This is a genomic window from Aquirufa sp. OSTEICH-129A (assembly GCF_054558355.1).
On sequence record NZ_JBPXKC010000032.1, the window covers coordinates 1 to 222 of the forward strand.

Here is a 222-nt window from a genome sequence, read left to right on the forward strand (position 1 = left end):
AGACAGGTACTGGTACTTTAGGTGGTACACTTACAGGTACCATTACTTCTGGATCTAGTGCAGTTACCATCTCAGGTGTTACTTATACCAAAGCGGAAACGGGTGTAGTTTTAACTGCAACAGGAACTGGTGCTGGTAGTAATGTAGCAGCCAAAGTTGGTGATTCTAATGCATTCACTGTTGTGGCTGGTGCTGCAGATGCTGCCATTTCTACCTTAACTC

The 222-nt window shown here is 44.6% G+C and carries 1 protein-coding gene; it reads left to right on the forward strand.

Annotation, left to right across the window (positions count from 1 at the left end):
* On the forward strand, positions 1-222 hold a 222-nt coding region (locus SKC36_RS12385), incomplete at both ends, for a hypothetical protein (RefSeq protein ID WP_459466086.1).